Source organism: Azotobacter chroococcum (genome assembly GCF_002220155.1).
Lineage (GTDB): Bacteria > Pseudomonadota > Gammaproteobacteria > Pseudomonadales > Pseudomonadaceae > Azotobacter > Azotobacter chroococcum.
Map to the genome: position 1 here is coordinate 17,723 of NZ_CP011838.1, position 14,510 is coordinate 32,232.

The following is a 14,510-nucleotide window of genomic DNA, read 5'->3' on the forward strand; positions in this document are numbered from 1 at the left end:
TCGAGTAACCGTCTCGGAAAGTCTCGAGGGAAACTCCGAACAAGCCCCGCCAAATCTGTTGAAATAGCCCTTCCGCCGTTCAGCCCGAACCCTGCCGCATGACCCAGATGAGCTTCTCCGACGCCGAGTACGCCGGCAAACGCAAGCAGACCCGCCGCGAACGGTTTCTGGCAGAGATGGAACAGGTGGTACCATGGGAGGGGCTGCTGGCCCTGAGCGATCCGGAGATGGAGAAAGCTCTGTACGAAATTATCTCGCTGCGTCAGTTACTGAGCCAGGGCAGCATTCCCGAAGACACCACCATCATGAATTTCCGCCATCGGTTGGAGCGGCACGGATTGATCTCGAGCATCCTGGAGGTGATCAACGAACATCTGGGGGAGCATGGGTTGTCCCTGCGCTAGTGCAGTTTCAACCAACATCCTGTTCAAGTGGCGGGAGCTGTTCACAACCGTAATAGGTGCAGACTCGCTCCATCACCTCAGCGCTGGTCAGCGGGCGTTCGGGTTCATGGATCGCCCGCTTGCCATGCACCCAGCGGGGCTCGATCCGGTTCAGCCAGGGGCTCTTGCTCGGCAGGCGGCAGGTTACGATCCGTACGCCACCCTCGGCCCTGGCCCGGCGGTTGTGCGCCCCGATCCAGGCCCGCACCCGGTGGCTGATATGCCAGCTGGCGTTGTCCCAGATCATCAGCAGCGCCTTCTTCCCCTCGCTCGCCAGGCGCTCGCAGACCCACTCCAGGAAGTCCTCGGTCACCTGGCTGACCGGGCGGCCCTTGACGAAACGCAGCAGCATCTGCCCCGTGTCGGCGCGCAGCAGGCCATAGCAGCTCAGCGCCTTGGGTCCGGCATCCTGCGGATCCACCGACAACTGCTGCAGGCGCAGGGCCTGACCCGCGCTCCAGGCCTTCAGGGATGGGCGCGCAAAACGACTCCACCAGACCTCGTCCTGAAAACCCAGCACCCAGTCCGGGTGCGTTGTGGCCAGTTCGATCAGCCAGTCGCGTCGCTTTTTTTGCGCGCATAGTGGGGATCCGGGCTGGTAATCCAGGTCTTGGCCCGCTTCCAGCCCACGCCCAGGCGTATCAGCGTCTGGCGGATCGACTCATAGCTCAGTTGCCGTTCGGTCAGCCCCTGCTCGAAGGCCACCTCGGCGGCCAGGCTCAAGGTCCACAAGCGGGTGGGCTTGCCGAAATCGCGGGGGCTGCGGTGCAGCAAAGAGCGCAAGCGCTCGGCCTGCGTGCCCGCAAGCAAGGGACGGACACGTTTGGGCCGATGCGACTTCTCCGTCAGGCAAGACACCCCCTCGGCGGCAAAGGCCCGCAGGGTGTTGCGTACGGTTTGCGTGGCGCAGCCGAACAGAGCGGCAATTTCCGTGGCGGTCTTGCCGTCAGCGCTGGCCAGCAGGATCTGGCAGCGCCGCAGCGTGAAGGCTTCCCGGGCACGCAAGCCAACCTGCAGGGCCTGCCGTTCCTCGGTAGTCAAAGGGCGAACGAATAGAGGTGCTTTCATGGGGCATAGCATCGCCTGATGCCATAATTTCCACAACTTCATCTATGAAACTGCACTAGGGAACCATCGTGGATGCAACTCTAATCCATGCGCCGAACTCGGCTCGAACTCGCGGCGTTGTGCGGGCTGAGCCATGAAGACCTTTTGCCATAGCGCATCCTCCTGATGATGGCCCAAGAATGCACCATGACTTCCTGGTACTGCCACCTCGTACTAACCAGAGGCTTTGAGACGCTGCGCTTTAATAATGGACACGCTACCGCCAACCACTAAACCATACGTGATCAATCCCAACCGTCAACCGTTAAGAAGACAGCCAAAAATATTCCACCAAAACAGCCAGAAAACAGAAACACTTAGAACTTATGTTATATACGAAAGTCAGTTGCCCCTGAGCAACGAAGCGAAAAATACTCCAGAAATGCACCTATCCCCTCAAGAATATAATGTTTTTCAAAACATCCTCGAGAGCTTTCAAATCTGCTTTAGGACTTTTCTTACAGAAAGAAAAGATAGGCACACATATATTTGCAAGCGGCGACCACTTTGAAAACCGCTTCAACTGACGAGTAGTAACTCGGGCTATCCTTTTCTGGCTCAATGGAATTGAGCTTGCCCAGCCGTCGTGAACACGGTTTTAAGCACTCATCCGGGCCTCGCCGGCTTCCGGGTGGAGTTGCTTCTGCCAGCCGGGACGAGGGGACCTGCCGCGGACCTTGGACGACAGATGATTGGTTTCCAAAATTCCCGATAAAATCCGTTATCATTAATTATACTGGCGGGGCCCCCGGTCGCGCCCGCGACCGGACGAACCCGCTGGAGCGCCCCGCCGATGGACCACGCCGCACGCCTTCGCCGCGCTTTCGAAACCCGGCAGGATCGGCTGCCCGGCACGGTCTTCACCGGGCTCGAGCGGCCGAGGCTCCGCCCGCTACCCGGCGATGGCGCCGACCGGGAACGGGAAGCCCGGCTCCCGGGCCGGCACGCGGACGGCGAACGGGGCCGCGAGCCCTTCGACGCCGCCCTGCCCCTCGGCGAGCGGCCCGCGCCGCAGGCGGTCAGCCATGACTGAGCGGATCGAACGGGAGGAACGGCCGGGCGAGCTGACGGTCGCCGGCGAACGCCGCCTCACCGCCGCGGAGTTCCAGGGCCTGGCCCGGGTGCCGGCCGCCGCCGAGTGGTTCGCCAACCTCGACAACCCGCGCACCCGCCGCGCCTACCAGGGCGACCTCGCGGACTTCTGCGCCTTCGTCGGGCTGCAGGCGCCGGAGCAGTTTCGCGCCGTCACCCGCGCCCACGTGCTGGCCTGGCGCAAGCACCTGGAGCAGCGCGGTCTGTCCGCGGCCACCCTCCGCCGCAAGCTCGCCGCCCTCACCAGCCTGTTCGACCACCTGCTCGAGTGCAACGCGGTGGCCGGCGGCAACCCGGTGCACGGCGTCAAGCGGCCCAAGCTCGAAACGAATGAAGGCAAGACCCCGGCTCTCGGCGACCACCAGGCCCGCGCCCTGCTCGAAGCCCCCGATCCCGCCACCCTCAAGGGCCGCCGCGACCGGGCGCTGCTCGCCGTGCTGCTCTATCACGGCCTGCGCCGCGAGGAAGCCGCCCGCCTGGCGGTCCACGACCTCCAGGACCGCCGCGGCCTCAAGCACCTGCGCGTCCACGGCAAGGGCGGCAAGCTGCGCTACCTGCCGCTGCACCCGGTCGCCGCCGAGCGGATCCATGGCTACCTGGAGGCCTCCGGGCATCACCTCGTGGACCCCAAGGCGCCGCTGTTCCTGCCGCTGCGCGGGAAAAGGACCGGCGCCGGGATCTCCGCCGAGGGCATCTATGCCCTGGTCGGGGCCTACGCCAGGGCGGCCGGCATCGCCGTCGAGGGCCTTGGCGTCCACGGCCTGCGCGCCACCGCCGCCACCAACGCCCTGGAACACGAGGCCGACATCGCCAAGGTCCAGCAGTGGCTGGGCCATGCCAATATCAGCACCACCCGGCTCTACGACCGCCGGCACCTGCGGGCGGAGGATTCGCCCACCTTCAAGGTCCGCTACTGAGCCACCCGGCAACGGAAAGGCTCGCGCCCGACGCCGGAGCGCGACGTGCACATGGCCTTGCCTGGCGACGGATCGGGGACTGGAAACACTGCCCCCAGGCATACGGCCCCCTCAGTGCCGTATCGCGGCACCTGCCGCCCCCCTGCAAGAAGACGGCGGCTCAAGCGGCCTTATCAGCAGCCCTTTCAAGGTCTTTTGCCTTTCGAGGCCTCGATTACACGGGCCGTAGAGACATGAGCGCGAGCCGTGGCACCATCGACCCACTCCCTGGTCTTCTTCACTTTGGGGCCGCGCTTGCTGGTGGCCACCTGGCTGGGCTTGATGTGCCGCGCCAACTCCAGCAGGCGCTGTGCCAGTGTGCTGGCCGAGTCGTCGGCCCAGGCGGGCCAGTGCTCCACCGGCAGTGCGACGAGCATCCCCTCGTAACGGCTTCTGACCTGGACCGCCAGGTGGTAGGGGGACGCCTCCCAGCCCTCGGGAAGCTGTTCGCGATGGGCCTGCTCGACGCTGCGCTTGAGCACCGCCAGGAGGTTGCAGGCCAGCACCGCCACGGCAAACCCCAGCAGCGCCGCCCGGGGATGGCCCAGGCTGCGGATCTCGCTCTGCAGGACCGACTCCAGGCGCTGGAACATCCCCTCGATACGCCAGCGCCGACGGTACAGCTCGGCAACCTGCCGGGCGTCGATCGTCGCGGGCAGGTTGCTCCACAGCCAGAGCACGGACTCGCCCGACTCCGTCGGCCGATCCAGACGCAGCTCGATGCGGCGCCAGGGCGCCTGGCCCTCGTCTATGTGGATGTCCTGTTCGAGTACCCAGCCGGTTTCCACCCGGCCCCGGTCGTGCCAGGGCCCCTCGTGAACGATGCACGGATGCTTGGCATCCTGGCGCACGATGAAACCGGCCAGGGCCTGCTGGAGCGACTGGAGAATCGTGCGGGTGCAGAAATGCCGGTCGGCCATCCACAGCTGCCCCGGCCGGGCACTGTCCAATAGCGGCAGGACGCCGGTGCGCTCGCTCTCGTAGGCGTCCTCGCAGACCGCCAGATCGGTCACCAGGTCCAGGTCGGGGTCGTAGACCACCAGCGAATGCCCCGGCAGAGCGGCGGCGCGCTGGTTGCGCAGCGGCGCCAGGCGTTTCTCCGAGGCCGGCAGATGGTTGCCGTCGACGATGCGCACCTGCCAGCCGGGCAGGCAGGGCGCAGTGCCCAGGGCCGAGACGATCGGCTCCAGGCGCTGGGCGCTGCCCTGTACCAGGGCCCGCAGCAAGGGCGGCTCGGTACGCCTGACCTTGTCGTACAGCGCCGCCAGCGATACGGGCAGGTGGTCCATCTGGCGCGCGGCGGCGTGCAGCGAAGGGCGCAACCCCAGGGAAACCAGCGACATCAGCTCGACCACCGTGGAAAACAGCAGCTCGCGTGGATACTGGCGCTGCCGGTTGGCCTCGAACACTTCGTCGATCCAGGCGGCCGGCATTGCCCGCTCCAGCGCCAGACGCGCCATGACGCTGGCCGGTGCCTGCTTTTCGAACCGCGCCAGAATTGCATCCCACATCGTCTTGCCCTCCCGATCGATTATCGGGAGAGTTTACGCAAAGACCTTGAAAGGGCTGGGCCTTATCAGTCATCTGGACGCGCATAAACTACAAAAATAGACGACAGCAAACCATTAATTTGGACGGAGATGAATCATGCAATTGGACGGATAACCAAGTCCCTCATTACACTTCGGCCTGTTGATCGATCGCCTCCGACAGGTAACCCCGTGACGACCGTACACCACCCGCGTTATCTGCAGCAGCAGGTGCTGGATGCCTTGGCCGATACCCCCGTAGTGTGCATCCTCGGGCCGCGCCAGGTCGGCAAGACCACGCTCGCACGTCGGCTGCAGCCGGATCGAACCTACATCTCCTTTGACGATGCCACCCTGCTCGCTGCCGCCCGCGACGATCCGATGGGTTTTGTGGCCGGTCTGCCGGCCGCCATGATTCTTGATGAAGTGCAGCGCGTTCCCGAGCTGCTGCCAGCGATCAAACTGTCCGTAGACCATGATCGCCGCCCAGGTCGCTTCATTCTGACCGGCTCGGCCAACCTGCTGCTGCTACCGGGCGTACAGGAGTCACTGGCTGGCCGGATGGAGGTGATCTACCTCAATCCCCTTTCCGAGCAGGAAAAACACCACAGCACCTATTCGCTGCTGGAAGCCATGATTTCCGGGTCGCTCAAGCCGGCGATCACCGGCATTCAGCCACCGATCGCCGGCGTCGCCGAAGCCGTGGTACGCGGCGGTTATCCCGAGCCCAACACCCGCACCGAGCTGCGCGCCCAGCAGTGGTATCGCCAGTACCTGAACGCCATCATTCAGCGTGATGTCCGGGATATCGCCAACATCCGCGACTCCGATGAGTTGCTACGCCTGCTCAAGCTGATCGCTCTGCGCACCGGTAACCTGGTCAACATCAGTAACCTGATGCAGGACGTCGGCCTGCAGCGCGACACCATAGGCCGCTACCTGTCGGTACTGGAGCGCCTTTTCCTGATCCGAACGCTGCCCGCCTGGCACCGCAATGCCGCCAAACGCCTGATCAAGGCACCCAAGATCCACATCGTCGACTCGGGACTGGGATGCGCCCTCACGGGGCTCAAAACAGCCGACTGGCATCAACCGACCAAGCCTTTTGGCGGCATGCTGGAAAGCTTCGTCGTACAACAGCTGATCTGCCAGTCGGGCTGGGTCGACAACGAACTCCGCTTCTCCCATTACCGGGATAAAGACCAGATCGAAGTGGATCTGGTCATAGAGCAGGATGACCGCCTCTGGGGCGTGGAGGTCAAGAAGGCCGCCTCCCTCCAGGCCCGGGACGGCCGGGGACTGGCGCGACTTGCCGAGCAGGCCGGCGACAGCTGGCAGGGCGGAATTCTGCTCTACACCGGAACCAACACGCTGCCGCTGGCCGAAATACCCAATGCCTTTGCTGTTCCCATGGATCGGCTGTGGCAGAGAGATTCCCTTGCGTCAGACCTGCAAAGTTCCCCATAGACAGTTCGCGCGGGTCGGCCGGTACACCCGGCAGGCCGGAGGCCTCGGGGCACCATCTCGAAGACCTCAAGGCACCGCTGTTCCTGCCGCTGCGCGGCAAACGGACCGGCAGCGGGATCAGTGCCGACGGGATCTATGCCCTACGCCAGGGCGGCCGGCATCACGGTCGAGGGCCTCGGCGTCCACGGTCTGCGCGCCACCGCCGCCACCAACGCCCTGGAACACGAGGCCGACATCGCCAAGGTCCAGCAGTGGCTGGGCCATGCCAACATCAGCACCACCCGGCTCTACGACCGCCGGCACCTGCGGGCGGAGGATTCGCCCACCTTCAAGGTGCGCTACTGACAGCACCGCGTGGCCCCGGGTCGGAATCCACCACGATCGGTCGTCAGGCGTGAGACCCGCACGACAACGGACCCGCGCCTCGGCCGCTGCGGTGAAGCTCCTGCCGTCCACCCCGGCGACGAACCGGCGCAGGTCCTCAAGCGGGCTCATTGTCTCTTCTGAGTAGACAATATTGCGCTTTCCGGCCTCTTAATCGAATCGCAAGGAGACACTAGTCTGTGCTCATGGTGCTGAACAAGGCGCCCCTACCTACCAGGAGACACGGACATGACCCTTTCGACCTCGACCGCCACCCACACCGCCACTGCCTTCGCCGGCCGCGCCCTGCTGAGCTCGCTGTTCATCGTCAGCGGCCTGGGCAAGGCCGCCGCCCCGGCCGCCACCCTCGGCTATATCGGCAGCACCGGCATGCCCTTCCCCACGCTGGCCCTGGCGGCCGCGCTGCTGATCGAGCTGGGCTTCGCCACGGCGCTGCTGGTCGGCTACCGCACCCGCCTGGTCGCCGCCGTGATGGCCGGCTTCACCCTGGCGACAGCCCTGGCGTTCCACAACCAGTTCGGTGACCAGAACCAGCTCATCCACTTCCTGAAGAACCTGGCGATCGCCGGCGGGCTGCTGCAGGTGGCCGCCTTCGGCGCCGGCGCCCTGAGCCTGGATGCCTACCGTAGCCGCCGCATCGCCCACGCCTGAAGCTTCCCGCCCGGCTCCGGCCGGGCCTCGCCGACCGAGGAATCCGAGATGAACACCCACGAACTGCGCCGCTCCAGCGAGCGCGGCCAGGCCGACCACGGCTGGCTGCAGTCCCGCCACAGCTTTTCCTTCGCCGACTACCACGACCCCGAGCAGGTCGGCTTCTCCGACCTCTTGGTGATCAACGACGACCGCGTCGCCGCCGGCCAGGGCTTCGGCCGGCATCCGCACCGGGACATGGAGATCCTCTCCTACGTGCTCGACGGCGCCCTCGAGCACCAGGACAGCCTGGGCAACGGTTCGCTGATCCGCCCGGGCGACATCCAGCTGATGAGCGCCGGCACCGGCATTGCCCACAGCGAGTACAACGCCTCGCCCCGCGAGCCGGTGCACTTCCTGCAGATCTGGATCGTCCCGGCCGTCCGGGGCGTGACGCCGGGCTATCAGCAGCAGCGCTTCGCCGCCGAGGACAAGCGCGGCCGGCTGCAGCTGATCCTCTCGCCGGACGGCGAGCAGGGCTCGCTGCGCCTCCATCAGGACGCCCGGGTCTACGCCGGGCTGTTCGACGGCGCGGAACGGGCCAGCCTGGAACTCGGCGGGCAGCGCCACGCCTACGTGCACCTGGCGCGCGGTGCGCTGAGCGTCAACGGCCAGCGCCTGGAGGCGGGCGACGGCCTGCGCATTCGCCACGCCGAGCGCCTGGAGTTCGCCGACGGTGAACGGGCTGAGGTGCTGGTCTTCGACCTACGCCCCAACGAACGGCCACGAATGCCCTGAATGGCCCCCGCGGGCTCCCTGCGGACAGCGCCGAGAGCCGCCCGCCGAAACCACCCATCGCTCACTGGCGCTCTTGAAGGAGTCCTCATGAAAGCACTGCAATTTTCCCAAACCGGCGACCTGTCTGCGCTGCGTTATCTCGACCTGCCGACGCCGCTCCCTGCCGCCGGCGAGGTGCTGGTGGAGGTCAGAGCCAGCGGACTGAATCCAAGCGACGTGAAGAACGTGCTCGGACGTTTCCCCTACACCACCCTGCCGCGGATTCCCGGCCGGGACTTTGCCGGCGTCGTGGTGCAAGGCCCGCCGTCCCTGCTGGACAAAGCGGTGTGGGGGACCGGCAAGGAGCTGGGCTTCTATAACGACGGCGCCCACGCCGCCTACGTGAAACTGCCCGCCGACGGCGTGGCGTTGAAACCGGAGTCCCTGAGTTTCAGCCAGGCTGCCAGCCTCGGTGTGCCCTATACCACCGCCTGGGATGCCCTGGAGCGTAGCGGCGTGGGCCGTGGCACGCGGCTGCTGGTGATCGGCGCCGGCGCGGTGGGCCGTGCGGCCCTGGCACTGGCCAGGGTACGGGGTGCGCACGTGCTGGGTGCGGCACGCCGCGAGGAACAGCGGCGGGCTCTGCAGACCCAGGGGTTTGAAGCGCTGTCGCTGACCAGTCCGGAAGCGCTGCCCAGCCAGGTCGAACAGGTGTTCGAGGGCGGCGCAGAGGTGATCTTCGATACCACCGGCTTTTGGCTCGCCGCCGCGGTTCCGGCGCTGGCGACCTTTGGCCGTATCGCGATTATCGCGGCGCCGGTCGACGGCCAGGTGCAGTTGCCCGCGCTGGACCTGTATCGCCGTGGCGGCTCGGTGGTGGGCATCAACTCGCTGCTCTACGGCTGCGCCGAATGTGCACGGATGCTGGAGCGCTTTGGCCGGCATTTCGACGACGGCACCCTGCCCGCTCCGGAGGGGTTGATCGAATCCCCCCTTGCCGAAGGTCCGGCGCGTTATGCCGATTTCAACGAAGGGCGCAGCGAGAAGGTGATCCTGATTCCCTGAACCAGGACCGGTGGGCGTTCGCCGCAGGGCCTGCGAGGCGCTTCGCGGACTCGGCGCAGGCGGCAGGATCCTGAACATGGCAGGCCCAAGTGAATGGGGTGGGCCCGGGATCCCGCTTGGGCGAGGCACGTTTTGGCTCGTTGACTGAAAGAGACTTCGTTACAATGAACACTCTGCAACGAGATGAGGTTGGAACCGTGAGCGCCCTCAGTCTGCAAGCCAAGAAGGCCTACTGCGCCAAGACCCGTCGTGCCAATTATGTCGCCAGCCTGCGTCTGGAAGGCTATGAGGTCACCTTGGCGGAATCCCAGCGCGAACTGCCTACCCGCGAAGCCATCCTGAACGCTTACCGCAAGCAGTCCTGACCCTGGACAAGTACGGTACAGGGCAGGACCCTTACTGCTATCCCGGTACAGATATCCTGCGCAATCGTCTCGACCTCCAGGATGAAGGGCAGCTATCGCGTGCCGAGCGCGAGCTTTCCGAGCTGGCTGCCAGCCAGCTCGATTTTGAGCCTCCTCCCTACGGGCTGGACTACCTGAAGCATATCCACCGAGCCCTGTTTGGCGATATTTACGACTGGGCGGGGGAGCTTCGTAGCGTGGATATCGCCAAGGGCGACACGCACTTCTGCAACGTCAAGCGCATCGAACCCGAAGCAGGCAAGATCTTCCGGAAAATGGCAGAGGCCAACTGGTTCGAGGGCTGGGAACGCTCGCGGCTGATTCCTGCGGTTGCCGAGTGCTTTGGCGACATCAACATGCTCCATCCCTTTCGAGAAGGCAATGGTCGCGCCCAACGCATCCTGTTCGAGCACCTGATCGTCAACGCGGGCTTCGAAATCAGTTGGTGGGCCGTGGAGGAGTCGGAGTGGATCAAGGCCAACATCGCTGCCGTCTTCTGTGACTACACCAAACTGGAGCGGGTCTTCGACAGGTGTATCGGCCAGCCCATCGGTGAATGATCTTGCCCAGCGCTTACAACACTCTGCCGGAAGGGCAGATCTGGTTGCTCATCGCCGACACCAAGGCCAAGTTCGACAACCTGCCCACCGCCTTCCTGAAAGGCGATCACCGATGGATAAAGAGCTTGAGCAATTCCAGGCGGACCTGCTTCAGTCCGTACGCCAGGTGAAAGCCGGCAAGGCGGTGCGGACCACCCAAGTCAAGCTCACCCCAGCCGCCGAAGCCCGCGCCAAGGTCAGTCTGTCGCAGAATGCCTTTGCCGAGCTGCTCGGAGTCAGCTTACGCACCGTGCAGGACTGGGAGCAGGGCCGGCGGAAGCCCACCGGCGCCGCACAGACCCTCCTGCGCATAGCAGCACAGTATCCTGAGGCCCTGCGCGATCTTCACGCCTGATTCAAACGCCGACCCCAAGCACAGCACTTCGTTGCAAAACACGTCCGGTGTGACGATGCGGGTGCGCTCGATGCAACAGCGCGGTGTTTTGCGACGAGGTACTGTAAACGCCGGGGGCCCACCACCTTCGGCGCCAAACAAAAACGGCGAGGGGATTAGCCTCGCCGTTTCATGTCGTTCAACCGCATCCCTGGGTTCATCATCCTGATGAAGTCGCCGCATCCTGCGACGGTCCCCTTGGCCGCCCTCCGTGGTCGGCCTGCGCCGTTCCTTCGGCGTCTTGGTGGGATTCAATCTACGCCGGCAGCCGTTCCGCGCCTATTGGGCGAACGCCCGATCTGCTGTAGGCGATGGCTTACAGCCTGGGAGAGGCTGGGCCAACGCCCTTCGTGCCCGCGTTGACCCTGGGTCGGTTCGACTGCCGATCGGTTGATTATCCTCCCCTCCCTCTCGCTGACGCTCGCCGCCCTGAAGGGCGAGACTTGCCGTGTACCGGGTCATGCTGGGAAAGGGCAGCCACTTCACGAATCCGCCTGGCGGGCGCGGTTTGCCTGAATTAATTTGTTATTTTATTTGTTAGTTTGTTTATTTGTTAATATTGCTTCAACACAAACCATCGCTAGGAGAGAAGGCATGCGCCCCGCCGAATACGCCCCCGACACGATTATCCAGGCCGGCGAAGCCCTGCAGGCCGCCGGGCGCAACGTCACCGGCTTCGCCCTTCGGCAGAAGGTCGGCGGCGGCAATCCCAATCGACTGAAACAGGTCTGGGAGGAACACCTGGCTCGGTCGGCCGTCGCCGAGGCCGAGCCGGTGGCCGAACTGCCGGTGGAGGTAGCCGAGGCGCTGGCGGCCGTCGCAAAGGCGCTGACCGAGCGCCTGGCGGCCCTGGCAGTCGAGCTGAACGACAAGGCCGTGAAAGCCGCCGAGCGGCGTGTGAGAGAAGTCGTCAAGGCTGCCGGCGAGCAACGCGAGCTGGCCGAACGGGAGCTGGCCGACGCGGCGCAGACCATCGAGGATCTGGAACAGCAGCTGGATGGCGCCAGAGGTGAGCTAATGGCGAGTCGGGATCAGTTGGCAGAGGGGTTGGCGCAACGCCAAAGCCAGGCTGTTGAGCTGGCTCAAATGCGGGAGCGTGTCGACGCCGCCGAGAAGGTCGCGAAGGAAGCGGCGCGGGCCGCCACGCAACGCGAAGCCGACCTGCTCGGACAGCTGCAGCAGGCCCGTCAGGCCGAGCAGGCCGCCCGCGAACGCGAGGCCACCGCCAACGGCCAGCTGCTCGCCGCGATGCAGCAGCACGAGGAAGACACCCAGCTCAGCGCCGAACTGCGCCGCGACCTGGAAAAGGCGCGCAAGGACGCCGAGGACGGCCGCGTCCACCTGCAGGCCGCCCAGGCCCACCTCGACGGCGCCGCCCGCGAGATCGAGGAGGCGCGCAAGCAGGCCCGTGAGGCCCGCGACGAAGCGAAACAGGCCGCCGCCAGCGCCGCCGAGCGGCGTGGTGAGCTGAAAGCCCTGCAGCAGGAGATCGCCCGTCTCAAGGACGGCAAGACGTCACCCCAGCCACACAAAGGTCGCCACTGATGAGCCGCGATCGCCAGGAAGCCGCCGCGGCCGCGTGCCGCTGGCTCGCCGGGGACGCCCTGTTCCTCGACACCGAAACCACCGGCCTGCACGCCGGCGCGGAGATCGTCGAACTCTCCCTGATCGACAGCCGCGGCCAGCCGCTGCTCGACACCCTGATCCGCCCCAAGCGACCGATCCCGCCGGCGCTGACCCGCATCCACGGCATCGACAACGCCATGGTCGCCGACGCCCCGCGCTGGCCGGAAATTCACGAGCGCCTGCTCGAGTTGCTCAAGGGCCGCCAGGTAGTGATCTACAACGCCGAGTTCGACCTGCGCATGCTCGCCCAGGCCGCCAGCCAGCACCGGCTGCCCTGGCCGGAGGTGGTCCGCCGCGCCGGCACCCTGAGCCGCCTGGAGAACGACACCATCGCTCACTGCGCGATGCTCGAGTACGCCCGCTTCCACGGCGAGTGGGATCCCCGCCGCCGTCAGTGGAAATGGCAGGGCCTGGGCAAGGCCTGCCAGCAGCAGGGCATCGCGGTCGTCGGCGCACACCGAGCCCTGGCCGACTGCCGGATGACCCTCGGCGTGGTGCGCGCCATGGCAGAATCCGCCGACTGATTTTCAACGCTTGGGAACGGCCATGAGCCTTCGATGAAGGCCGAAGGGATCGGCCTGCGCTGCGATCAGGACCGCAAGATCGTCAAGCGCGTGGTACGCAGCCTCCCGGCCAGGATCCTGGACCAGCGTGCTCTTGCCGGTCTGGCGGGCGCCATGGACCCGCACGACGGGAGTGCACCTCGAGGAGAACTGGGCGGATGCTTCGCGGGTATGGTGGTGTAATTTCATCCACTTGATGGTTGAAATTACACCCTGTGATCGCTGATATCCCCAGCCGGTTCGGAATCGTATCGCCGGCCCCTTGTATCTTTAGGCCTCGGACACGTCCTGATTCACGGCGTCTTTCAGGCCCTTGCCCGGCTTGAAGCCTGGCAGCTTGGCGGCCGCAATCTGGAGCGCGGCCCCAGTCTGCGGATTGCGCCCTTCGCGGGCGGCCCGCGCCTTCACGGTGAAGGTGCCAAACCCCACCAGGGACACGTCGTTCCCCTGTTGCAGGGCCGTGGTAACGCTGGCGGTGAAAGCCTCCAGCGCGCGGGCAGCCGTGGCTTTGGGCAGGTCGGTGGCGGTCGAGATGGCGTCGATGAGCTCGGCTTTGTTCATGGCATGTTCCATGGCGGGGAGGTGAAGGCCTGAAGAGCAGGCCGTGGGGTTATTCGGAGACCTGACGTACGTCCAGCACGGCCCAGACTTCCCAGCCCTTCTGGCGCACGCGCTTTTCGGCCTCGAGCTGGGCTTCCAGCGTGCTGAGCGAACGGGACCGGTGCTCGAAGCGAAAGGCGGGACCGCCACTGCCCTTGCGAACACTCAGTTCCACCTGGATGTAGGACGGACGCTGTCCGGATCGTTTGGGGGCGGGTTTTGCGGGCGCCAGTCCCAGGGCCTCGCGCATTTCGGCTTCGAGAAGCTGTTTCGTATCCAAGCGGGCGTATCCGTTACGGCATTCCTTGAAGCAACGCATTATCCCGGAGGTCGCTTCCGGGTGCCAAGGTGCAGTCTAGACAGCCTGGGTCGATTCGCTTTCGCCAAGCCTTTTCCCCTCCAGGGAGAAACTCGCCTGTGGCCGGCCAGGGTCGATGGGCGGGCGAAGGGGACCGCCTCATCGGGGCGGCCCCCTTTGTCCTCACAGGGCCAGCGTCTGGCGGGTCACCCACAGAATACCGAGCAGCAGGGCGAACGAAGCGCCAAACGGCCAGCGGTACCGGGCGATGACCCGCAAGGCCAGGGTCCAGCCGACGGACACCAGGAGCCCTCCCATCCACAGGAAAAACATCACGACGGCCAGCACACCGGGCGTCAGGCGTTCGGCCGTGCCATAGGCGGCGGCCTCTCCAGCCGGCAAGCGGTCGAGGTACCACCACTCCCAGACGGCGTATCCGCCCACCAGCAGCATGACCAGAGGGAGAAACGCGAACAGGATCAGGCCGATCGCCTCGGCGCGCAGGGGTAATGGGTTCATGAACAGCCTCCTTGGGTTGAGATGCATCTCCTTGGTAACACCGCTGCCCGAAAACCC

General features: G+C 65.4%; 18 protein-coding genes and 2 pseudogenes. 14 read left to right on the forward strand and 6 right to left on the reverse strand.

All coding sequences use genetic code 11. The features are described 5' to 3' along the window. Positions 1 to 98: 98 nt before the first annotated feature. Positions 99 to 401: pseudogene (locus ACG10_RS23230) on the forward strand (transposase); the annotation flags it as partial. Positions 402 to 411: 10 nt separating this feature from the next. On the opposite strand, the gene ACG10_RS23235 reads toward ACG10_RS23230, so the two are convergent. Together ACG10_RS23235 and ACG10_RS23240 are read right to left on the reverse strand one after the other, a co-directional pair. After that, positions 412 to 963, reverse strand: a complete 552-nt coding sequence (locus tag ACG10_RS23235) for a transposase (protein ID WP_089168265.1) — start codon at positions 961 to 963, stop codon at positions 412 to 414. A gap of 29 nt (positions 964 to 992) precedes the next feature. Next, the gene (locus tag ACG10_RS23240) at positions 993 to 1,511 is read right to left on the reverse strand and encodes a helix-turn-helix domain-containing protein (RefSeq protein ID WP_089168266.1); all 519 of its coding nucleotides are present in this window, start codon (positions 1,509 to 1,511) and stop codon (positions 993 to 995) included. An 832-nt stretch (positions 1,512 to 2,343) separates the two neighbouring features. On the opposite strand from ACG10_RS23240, the gene ACG10_RS23245 reads away from it, so the two are divergent. Then, a complete protein-coding gene (locus tag ACG10_RS23245; protein ID WP_089170218.1) occupies positions 2,344 to 2,583 on the forward strand; it encodes a hypothetical protein in 240 nt (79 codons plus the stop codon). Next, the gene (locus ACG10_RS23250; protein ID WP_089170219.1) at positions 2,576 to 3,559 is read left to right on the forward strand and encodes a tyrosine-type recombinase/integrase; all 984 of its coding nucleotides are present in this window, start codon (positions 2,576 to 2,578) and stop codon (positions 3,557 to 3,559) included. The genes ACG10_RS23245 and ACG10_RS23250 overlap by 8 nt, the downstream gene beginning before the upstream one ends. A 185-nt stretch (positions 3,560 to 3,744) precedes the next feature. On the opposite strand, the gene ACG10_RS23255 is transcribed toward ACG10_RS23250, so the two are convergent. Next, on the reverse strand, positions 3,745 to 5,058 hold the full coding sequence (locus ACG10_RS23255; RefSeq protein WP_089170247.1) for an IS4 family transposase: 1,314 nt from the start codon (positions 5,056 to 5,058) through the stop codon (positions 3,745 to 3,747). Between the two features lie 261 nt (positions 5,059 to 5,319). Between ACG10_RS23255 and ACG10_RS23260 the strand changes: the two genes are divergently transcribed. From ACG10_RS23260 to ACG10_RS24015, 11 genes and pseudogenes are all read left to right on the forward strand, one after another. Then, positions 5,320 to 6,594: an ATP-binding protein gene (locus tag ACG10_RS23260; RefSeq protein ID WP_089170220.1), complete on the forward strand. Its 1,275-nt coding sequence runs from the start codon at positions 5,320 to 5,322 to the stop codon at positions 6,592 to 6,594. Between the two features lie 38 nt (positions 6,595 to 6,632). After that, a pseudogene (locus tag ACG10_RS23265) lies at positions 6,633 to 6,939 on the forward strand (tyrosine-type recombinase/integrase); the annotation flags it as partial. 267 nt (positions 6,940 to 7,206) lie between these two features. Continuing rightward, positions 7,207 to 7,629: a DoxX family protein gene (locus ACG10_RS23270; protein ID WP_089170221.1), complete on the forward strand. Its 423-nt coding sequence runs from the start codon at positions 7,207 to 7,209 to the stop codon at positions 7,627 to 7,629. 48 nt (positions 7,630 to 7,677) lie between these two features. After that, positions 7,678 to 8,406, forward strand: coding sequence for a pirin family protein (locus ACG10_RS23275; RefSeq protein ID WP_089170222.1), 729 nt, complete (start codon positions 7,678 to 7,680; stop codon positions 8,404 to 8,406). A gap of 87 nt (positions 8,407 to 8,493) precedes the next feature. Then, positions 8,494 to 9,450 carry a quinone oxidoreductase family protein gene (locus tag ACG10_RS23280; protein WP_089170223.1) on the forward strand — a complete coding sequence of 319 codons (957 nt, stop codon included), beginning with the start codon at positions 8,494 to 8,496 and terminating at the stop codon, positions 9,448 to 9,450. A gap of 197 nt (positions 9,451 to 9,647) precedes the next feature. Continuing rightward, a complete protein-coding gene (locus ACG10_RS23285; protein WP_089170224.1) occupies positions 9,648 to 9,815 on the forward strand; it encodes a YhfG family protein in 168 nt (55 codons plus the stop codon). 2 nt (positions 9,816 to 9,817) lie between these two features. Further along, entirely contained in the window at positions 9,818 to 10,414 is a 597-nt protein-coding gene (locus ACG10_RS23290; protein WP_089170225.1) for a putative adenosine monophosphate-protein transferase Fic, read from the forward strand. Positions 10,415 to 10,526: 112 nt separating this feature from the next. Next, positions 10,527 to 10,808, forward strand: a complete 282-nt coding sequence (locus ACG10_RS23300; RefSeq protein WP_089170226.1) for a helix-turn-helix domain-containing protein — start codon at positions 10,527 to 10,529, stop codon at positions 10,806 to 10,808. Between the two features lie 633 nt (positions 10,809 to 11,441). Beyond that, positions 11,442 to 12,392, forward strand: a complete 951-nt coding sequence (locus tag ACG10_RS23305) for a DNA-binding protein (RefSeq protein WP_089170227.1) — start codon at positions 11,442 to 11,444, stop codon at positions 12,390 to 12,392. Continuing rightward, positions 12,392 to 12,997 (forward strand): 3'-5' exonuclease, encoded by a 606-nt coding sequence (locus ACG10_RS23310; protein WP_089170228.1) that lies wholly within the window; start codon positions 12,392 to 12,394, stop codon positions 12,995 to 12,997. Before ACG10_RS23305 ends, ACG10_RS23310 begins: the two co-directional genes overlap by 1 nt. A gap of 33 nt (positions 12,998 to 13,030) precedes the next feature. Further along, positions 13,031 to 13,219, forward strand: coding sequence for a hypothetical protein (locus tag ACG10_RS24015; protein ID WP_157731530.1), 189 nt, complete (start codon positions 13,031 to 13,033; stop codon positions 13,217 to 13,219). Between the two features lie 87 nt (positions 13,220 to 13,306). On the opposite strand, the gene ACG10_RS23320 is transcribed toward ACG10_RS24015, so the two are convergent. From ACG10_RS23320 to ACG10_RS23330, 3 genes are all read right to left on the reverse strand, one after another. Beyond that, entirely contained in the window at positions 13,307 to 13,597 is a 291-nt protein-coding gene (locus ACG10_RS23320; RefSeq protein ID WP_089170229.1) for an HU family DNA-binding protein, read from the reverse strand. Between the two features lie 49 nt (positions 13,598 to 13,646). After that, the gene (locus ACG10_RS23325; RefSeq protein WP_089170248.1) at positions 13,647 to 13,886 is read right to left on the reverse strand and encodes a hypothetical protein; all 240 of its coding nucleotides are present in this window, start codon (positions 13,884 to 13,886) and stop codon (positions 13,647 to 13,649) included. Between the two features lie 231 nt (positions 13,887 to 14,117). Next, a complete protein-coding gene (locus tag ACG10_RS23330) occupies positions 14,118 to 14,453 on the reverse strand; it encodes a hypothetical protein (RefSeq protein ID WP_089170214.1) in 336 nt (111 codons plus the stop codon). Between the last annotated feature and the right edge of the window lie 57 nt (positions 14,454 to 14,510).